At 68.4% G+C, this 5,808-nt stretch carries 6 protein-coding genes; 4 read left to right on the top strand and 2 right to left on the bottom strand.

Annotation, left to right across the window (positions count from 1 at the left end; all coding sequences use genetic code 11):
• Positions 1-168 precede the first annotated feature (168 nt).
• Positions 169-999 carry a formate dehydrogenase accessory sulfurtransferase FdhD gene (gene fdhD, locus ACZ6YV_RS44225; protein WP_465515389.1) on the bottom strand — a complete coding sequence of 277 codons (831 nt, stop codon included), beginning with the start codon at positions 997-999 and terminating at the stop codon, positions 169-171.
• Positions 1,000-1,100: 101 nt separating this feature from the next.
• On the opposite strand from fdhD, the gene ACZ6YV_RS44220 reads away from it, so the two are divergent.
• Genes ACZ6YV_RS44220 through ACZ6YV_RS44205 form a run of 4 tightly spaced genes read left to right on the top strand, consistent with a single transcriptional unit; the run spans position 1,101 to position 4,812 of the window.
• Positions 1,101-2,462 (top strand): L-lactate MFS transporter, encoded by a 1,362-nt coding sequence (locus tag ACZ6YV_RS44220; RefSeq protein ID WP_378236568.1) that lies wholly within the window; start codon positions 1,101-1,103, stop codon positions 2,460-2,462.
• On the top strand, positions 2,459-2,587 hold the full coding sequence (locus tag ACZ6YV_RS44215) for an MFS transporter small subunit (RefSeq protein WP_465515388.1): 129 nt from the start codon (positions 2,459-2,461) through the stop codon (positions 2,585-2,587). Before ACZ6YV_RS44220 ends, ACZ6YV_RS44215 begins: the two co-directional genes overlap by 4 nt.
• A gap of 14 nt (positions 2,588-2,601) precedes the next feature.
• Positions 2,602-3,360 carry an SDR family NAD(P)-dependent oxidoreductase gene (locus ACZ6YV_RS44210; RefSeq protein ID WP_465515387.1) on the top strand — a complete coding sequence of 253 codons (759 nt, stop codon included), beginning with the start codon at positions 2,602-2,604 and terminating at the stop codon, positions 3,358-3,360.
• A 48-nt stretch (positions 3,361-3,408) separates the two neighbouring features.
• A complete protein-coding gene (locus ACZ6YV_RS44205; RefSeq protein ID WP_465515386.1) occupies positions 3,409-4,812 on the top strand; it encodes an LCP family protein in 1,404 nt (467 codons plus the stop codon).
• A 6-nt stretch (positions 4,813-4,818) separates the two neighbouring features.
• On the opposite strand, the gene ACZ6YV_RS44200 is transcribed toward ACZ6YV_RS44205, so the two are convergent.
• Positions 4,819-5,706, bottom strand: coding sequence for a hypothetical protein (locus ACZ6YV_RS44200; protein WP_465515385.1), 888 nt, complete (start codon positions 5,704-5,706; stop codon positions 4,819-4,821).
• Between the last annotated feature and the right edge of the window lie 102 nt (positions 5,707-5,808).

Genomic DNA, 5,808 nt, shown 5'->3' with positions numbered 1-5,808 from the left:
ACAGGACTGTGTGGATTTCTGGTCATCCAACGCACCAAAATCCACACAGTCGAGGCCAACGACCCGGTGTCGCGCAGAGTCACCGACACCGTCCAACAAACACGCCAGGTTTGCCTTACCCCTCAAATAGAACCCGAATCGCCACTCACGAGGCCTGTACCGACGCAGTCAGTCGAGGCCGAGTACTCGCTGTTCGCCGCTGTAGAGGTTCATGCTCTCGCCCCGCAGGAAGCCGATGAGGGTCATGCCGTTCTCCTCGGCCAGTTCCGCGGCCAGCGACGAAGGCGCGGAAACCGCCGCCAGCAGGCCGATCCCGGCCATGGCGGCCTTCTGCACCAGTTCGAAAGAGGCGCGCCCGGACACCAGCAGACCGGTGTCCGCCGCGGGGATCCGGCCCTCCTGCAACGCCCAGCCGAGGACCTTGTCGACGGCGTTGTGCCTGCCGACGTCTTCCCGGACGACGGCGAGGTTCCCGTCGCCGTCGAACAGGGCGGCGGCGTGCAGCCCGCCGGTGCTGGAGAAGACCTTCTGGTGCGAGCGCAGCGTGTCCGGGAGCTTCGCCAGCACGTCGGTGCTCACCGTGAACCCGGACTTCTCCGGTGAGAAGCGGCTTCGCAGCTTGACCGCGTCGAGCGCTGCCTTGCCGCAGACACCGCACGAAGAGGTGGTGTAGAAGTTCCGCTCGACGCCCGTCTCCGGCGGAGCGACCCCTTCGGCCAGCGCGATGTCCAGGACGTTGTAGGTGTTGCGGCCCTGGTCGTCGACGCCGTCGCAGTACCGGGCGACCGCGACGTCCTCGCGTGTGGTGAGCACGCCCTCGGACAGCAGGAACCCGTGCGCGAGTTCGACGTCGTTGCCGGGTGTCCGCATGGTGACCGCGAGTGCCTTGCCGCCGACGCGGATCTCCAGCGGTTCTTCGGCCGCGAGCGCGTCGGGCCGTCGCACGTCCCTGGTCGCGGAGATCTTCCGCACCGGGCGGCGCACCGTCACCCTGCCCACTTGTCCACCTTTCTGGCCGGTCCTTCGACAGTCGTGTACTGCAACGCCGGGAATTAAGTAATACATTCCCAGTGCACATCCTCAGAGTACGGAGGCGCCGGATGGCTGTCGGCTTCCTGGACCGTTCCCGCATCGTCGCATCACCCGGCTGGAGCCGCTGGCTGGTGCCGCCCGCCGCGCTGGCCGTCCACCTGTCGATCGGGCAGGCGTACGCGTGGAGCGTCTTCAAACCGCCGCTGGAGAAGACCCTCGGGCTCAGCGGCACGGAGAGCGCTCTGCCTTTCCAGCTCGGCATCGTGATGCTCGGGCTTTCGGCGGCGTTCGGCGGGACGCTGGTCGAGCGCAACGGGCCGCGCTGGGCGATGTTCGTCTCGATGGTCTGCTTCAGCTCGGGTTTCCTGCTCGCCGCGCTCGGGGTGGCGACGTCGCAGTACTGGCTCGTCGTCCTCGGCTGGGGCGGGGTCGGCGGCATCGGGCTCGGGATCGGCTACATCTCGCCGGTGTCGACGCTGATCAAATGGTTCCCGGACCGGCCGGGCATGGCCACCGGCATCGCCATCATGGGCTTCGGCGGCGGCGCGCTGATCGCGTCCCCGTGGTCTTCGCAGATGCTGGGCACGGCGCCGTGGACGATCGGGACGGTCGCGACGGCCTTCCTCGTGCACGGCCTGGTCTACGCGGTCTTCATGAGCCTCGGCATCCTGCTGATCCGGGTGCCCGCCGACGACTGGAAGCCGAAGGGCTGGGTGCCGAAGACCGAGCACGGCAACGCGATGATCACCACCGCGAACGTGTCGGCGCGCAACGCCATCAAGACGCCGCAGTTCTGGCTCCTCTGGGTGGTCCTGTGCTTCAACGTGACCGCGGGCATCGGCATCCTGGAGAAGGCGTCGCCGATGATCGCGGACTTCTTCCGCGAGACCTCGACACCGGTCGGCACCGCCGCCGCGGCCGGGTTCGTCGCGCTGCTCTCGCTGACCAACATGCTCGGCCGGTTCGTCTGGTCGTCCACTTCGGACCTGGTGGGGCGCAAGAACATCTACCGTCTCTACCTCGGCGCGGGCGCCCTGCTGTACCTCGTGATCGCGCTGACCACCAACGCCTCGAAGCTCGTGTTCGTCCTGTGCGCCATGCTGATCCTGTCCTTCTACGGCGGCGGCTTCGCGACCGTCCCGGCGTACCTGAAGGACCTCTTCGGCACCTACCAGGTCGGCGCGATCCACGGCAGGCTGCTGACCGCGTGGTCGATGGCGGGGGTGCTCGGGCCGCTCATCGTCAACGCCATCGCCGACAGTCAGAAGTCCGCGGGCAAGGTCGGCCCTGACCTGTACACGACGTCGCTGTTCATCATGATCGGCCTGCTGGCCGTCGGTTTCGTCGCCAACGAACTGGTGCGGCCGGTCAACCCGAAGTTCCACGAGCCGGCGCCGTCCGGTGAGCCCGCGAGGAGTGAGACCCGATGAGCGAACCGGCTCCAGAACGCACCCGCACCGGGCTGATGGTGTTCGCGTGGCTGTGGGTCGCGCTCCCGTTCGCCTACGGCGTCTACGAACTGTTCCGCAAGGTGGTCCAGCTCTTCGGCGGCTGACTAAGGTCGGCGCCATGGGAGTTCTGGTGACCGGGGCGTCGCGCGGCATCGGCCGGGCGATCGCGCGGGCCTTCGCGGAAAAGGGCGACCGTGTCGCCGTTCACTACGCCTCGAAGCGGGAGGACGCCGAGCGGACGCTCGCCGACCTGCCCGGTTCCGGCCACGGGCTGGTCCAGGGAGATCTCTCGGATCCCGAGGTGGCGCGACGGGTCGCCGACGAGGCCGAGGCAGCCGTGGACGGCGTCGACGTCTTGGTGAACAACGCCGCCTTCGCGCCGTCTGCGGCATCGGCGCATCCGGTCGCCGAAGTGTCCTATGCGGACTGGCAGCGGATCTGGCGGCGGATGGTCGACGTCAACGTGCTCGGCACGGCCAACGTGACCTACTGCGTGGCGCGGCACATGATCGAGCGCGGCGCGGCCGGCCGCGTGGTCAACATCGGTTCGCGGGGTGCCTTCAAGGGCGAGCCCGAGTTCCCCGCGTACGGCGCGAGCAAGGCGGCGCTGCACTCGCTCGGACAGTCGCTCGCTGTCGCGCTCGCCCCGCACGGGATCGCGGTGACCTCGGTCGCACCCGGCTTCACCGCCACGGACAGGGTCGCGATGAAGCTCGAAGGCGCGAGCGGCGAGGCCCTCCGCGAGCAGAGCCCGTTCGGCCGGGTCGGCACGCCGGAGGAGGTCGCGGCGGCGGTGCTCTACCTCGCTTCCGGCGAGGCCGCTTGGGCGTCCGGCGCGATCCTCGATCTGAACGGCGCGTCGCATCTGCGGATGTGAAGTGGATCACCTATGCAGCAATGACGGCCTCCCGCGCGTCCTAGGAACGTGCACAAGCTGGGGAAGGTCCTGGTCGCCGTTCTCGCGGTGGCGGTGTTCGGCGGGACCGCGTACGGATACACGACGCTGGAGTCGCTCGACGGCGTCACCCGCGAAGACGTGATCGAGGCGCCGGAGCCGGGAGAGCAGCCCGCCGACGGTTCGCTGGACATCCTGCTGGTCGGGCGTGATTCGCGGACCAACCAGCAGGGCGAGCCGCTGGATCCGGCGATGCTGCGTGAGCTGCGGGTGGGCGCGAACGGCGACGACCTGACCGACACGCTCATCGTGCTCCGCATCCCCAACGGCCAGAAGGCGGTGAAGGCCTTCTCGATCCCGCGCGACTCCTTTGTCGCGGAGCCGGGGTCGAAGGACAAGACCAAGATCAACGGGATCTTCGGTCACGCCAAGTTCGCTTCCGCGAGTGCACAGCGCGAGGCGGGCAAGACCGACAAGGCGGAGATCGACAAGGTGGCGATCACGGCCGCGCGGAAGGCGACCTTGAAGGCGGTCGAGGACCTCACCGGCGTCAAGATCGATCACTTCGCCGAGGTCAACTTGCAGAGCTTCTACGACATCAGCAACGCTGTCGGCGGGGTCGAGGTGTGCTTGAAGCGGGACACCAAGGACGTCAAGTCCGGTGCGAACTTCAAGGCGGGCAAGCAGACGATCCAGGGCGCCGACGCGCTCGCCTTCGTCCGCCAGCGTGAGGATCTGCCCCGCAGCGACCTCGACCGCGTGCGCCGTCAGCAGGTGTTCCTCGCCGGGCTGGCGAAGCAGGTGCTCTCCGCCGGGACGCTCGCCAACCCGGCCCGCCTCTCCGAACTGATCGACGCGGTGAAGCGTTCGGTCGTGCTCGACGGCTCGTGGGACCTGCTCGACTTCGTCCGGCAGATGCGAGGCGTCTCCGGCGGCGGCATCGCCTTCGACACGATCCCCGTGGTCAACCCCGACTACCGCTACAACCCCAAGCAGCCGACCGCGACCGCCGTGCAGGTGGACCCGGCCCAGGTGCGGGCTTTCGCCGCGTCCCTGATCGGTGTCCAGCCCACGACACCGCAGGCGCCCGCCGGCCCCAAGGTCGACGTCGTCAACGCGAGCGGCAAGGACGGCCTGGCCGCCCGAGTCTCGGATCTTCTGGCGGAGAAGGGCTTCGGCAAGGGTGACACGACGGCCGACACCGGACGACGCACCTCCGTCGTCCGGTTCAGCGACGCGTCCGGCCCCGCCACGGAGATCGCGAAGGCGCTTGGCGGTCTGGAAACCGAGAAGGTCGCTTCCGTCGCGGCGGGTCATGTCCAGGTCGTGCTCGGACAGGTCTACAAGGGACCGGGCGTGTCCGCGGGCGGCGGGGCGGCCGGGGTCCGGACCGACGAGCCGATCACTTCCGACGACACCGGCTGCATCAACTGAGCCGGCTCAATCCCTCGGCGGGATCCTGCCGTTCTTGGCGACAGGAAGGCCGAGCTGGACCGGTTCGGTGATGGTGACCTCCTCGCTGGGAAGGTGCGCCAGCACCGGGTTCAGGTGGGTCAGCTTCAGCGAGACCGGTCCGATGACGCTCGGTCCGGTGCTGACGTCGTACTTCGCCAGATCCAGCCACTGCAAGGTGTTGAGCACCTCCCGAGGGATCTCGTCACCGCGTTTGGCGACCGGGACGCACAGCTGCCGCGCGTTGCCGACCTTCACGTCCGTCTTCGGCCGGTCGGCCAGCACCGGGTTGAGATGCCCCAGCGTCAACGGGAAGGCACGGCCGGGGATGCCGAGGACGCGCAGGGCGTAGCACTCCAGGTCGACGTGTCGCACGAACGACAGGATCTCCGGCGGCGGCAGGACACCGTTCTTCGCGACCGGGACACACAACTGCTCCGGCGACAGCATGGTCACCTGGGCGTCCTGGATCCCGAGCTTCCGCACGACAGGGTTCAGCTGGCTCAGCGTCAGCGGGACGTTCCTCGTGCCGCCTTCGATCCGGTAGCAGGACAGATCCACCCAGCGGACGAAGTCGACGATCCCTGGCGGCGGGATGGCGCCGTTCTTCGCGACAGGCACGCAGAATTGCTCGCGTGCCCCCAGTTCGACCGTCTCCGTCGGCAGTCCCGCGAGTACGGGATCGAGGTGGTTCAGGGTGACCGCCGTCGGTGGCGGTTTGTAGCCCTCGGTCCGGTAGCAGGACAAGTCGAGCTGGGAGACGAAGGGAAGCGGCGGTGGCGCGGCCGCGGCGGCATCGGCCGCGCCGGGCAACACCGCGACGAGCAGGAGCGAAGCCAAGGCGGCGAAGCCGCGCAGGGTCGATCTTCGTGACATGGCAAGGCCCTTGGGTTCACGGGGTCGTTGCAACACCGATTGTGTTCGGAGGTTGTGATGGCTGGTCGTGTGTCGTTGGGGCGGGCTGTGCGGGTGCGGTTC

It is taken from the genome of Amycolatopsis sp. NPDC102522, from assembly GCF_055584485.1.
This window is presented reverse-complemented; position numbering and strand designations above follow the sequence as displayed.

Bases quoted from the DNA above. Each gene is read 5' to 3' on its own strand.
- ACZ6YV_RS44200 (WP_465515385.1), bottom strand. From the start codon at position 5,706: ATGTCACGAAGATCGACCCTGCGCGGCTTCGCCGCCTTGGCTTCGCTC.
- ACZ6YV_RS44210 (WP_465515387.1), top strand. From the start codon at position 2,602: ATGGGAGTTCTGGTGACCGGGGCGTCGCGCGGCATCGGCCGGGCGATC.
- ACZ6YV_RS44215 (WP_465515388.1), top strand. From the start codon at position 2,459: ATGAGCGAACCGGCTCCAGAACGCACCCGCACCGGGCTGATGGTGTTC.
- ACZ6YV_RS44220 (WP_378236568.1), top strand. From the start codon at position 1,101: ATGGCTGTCGGCTTCCTGGACCGTTCCCGCATCGTCGCATCACCCGGC.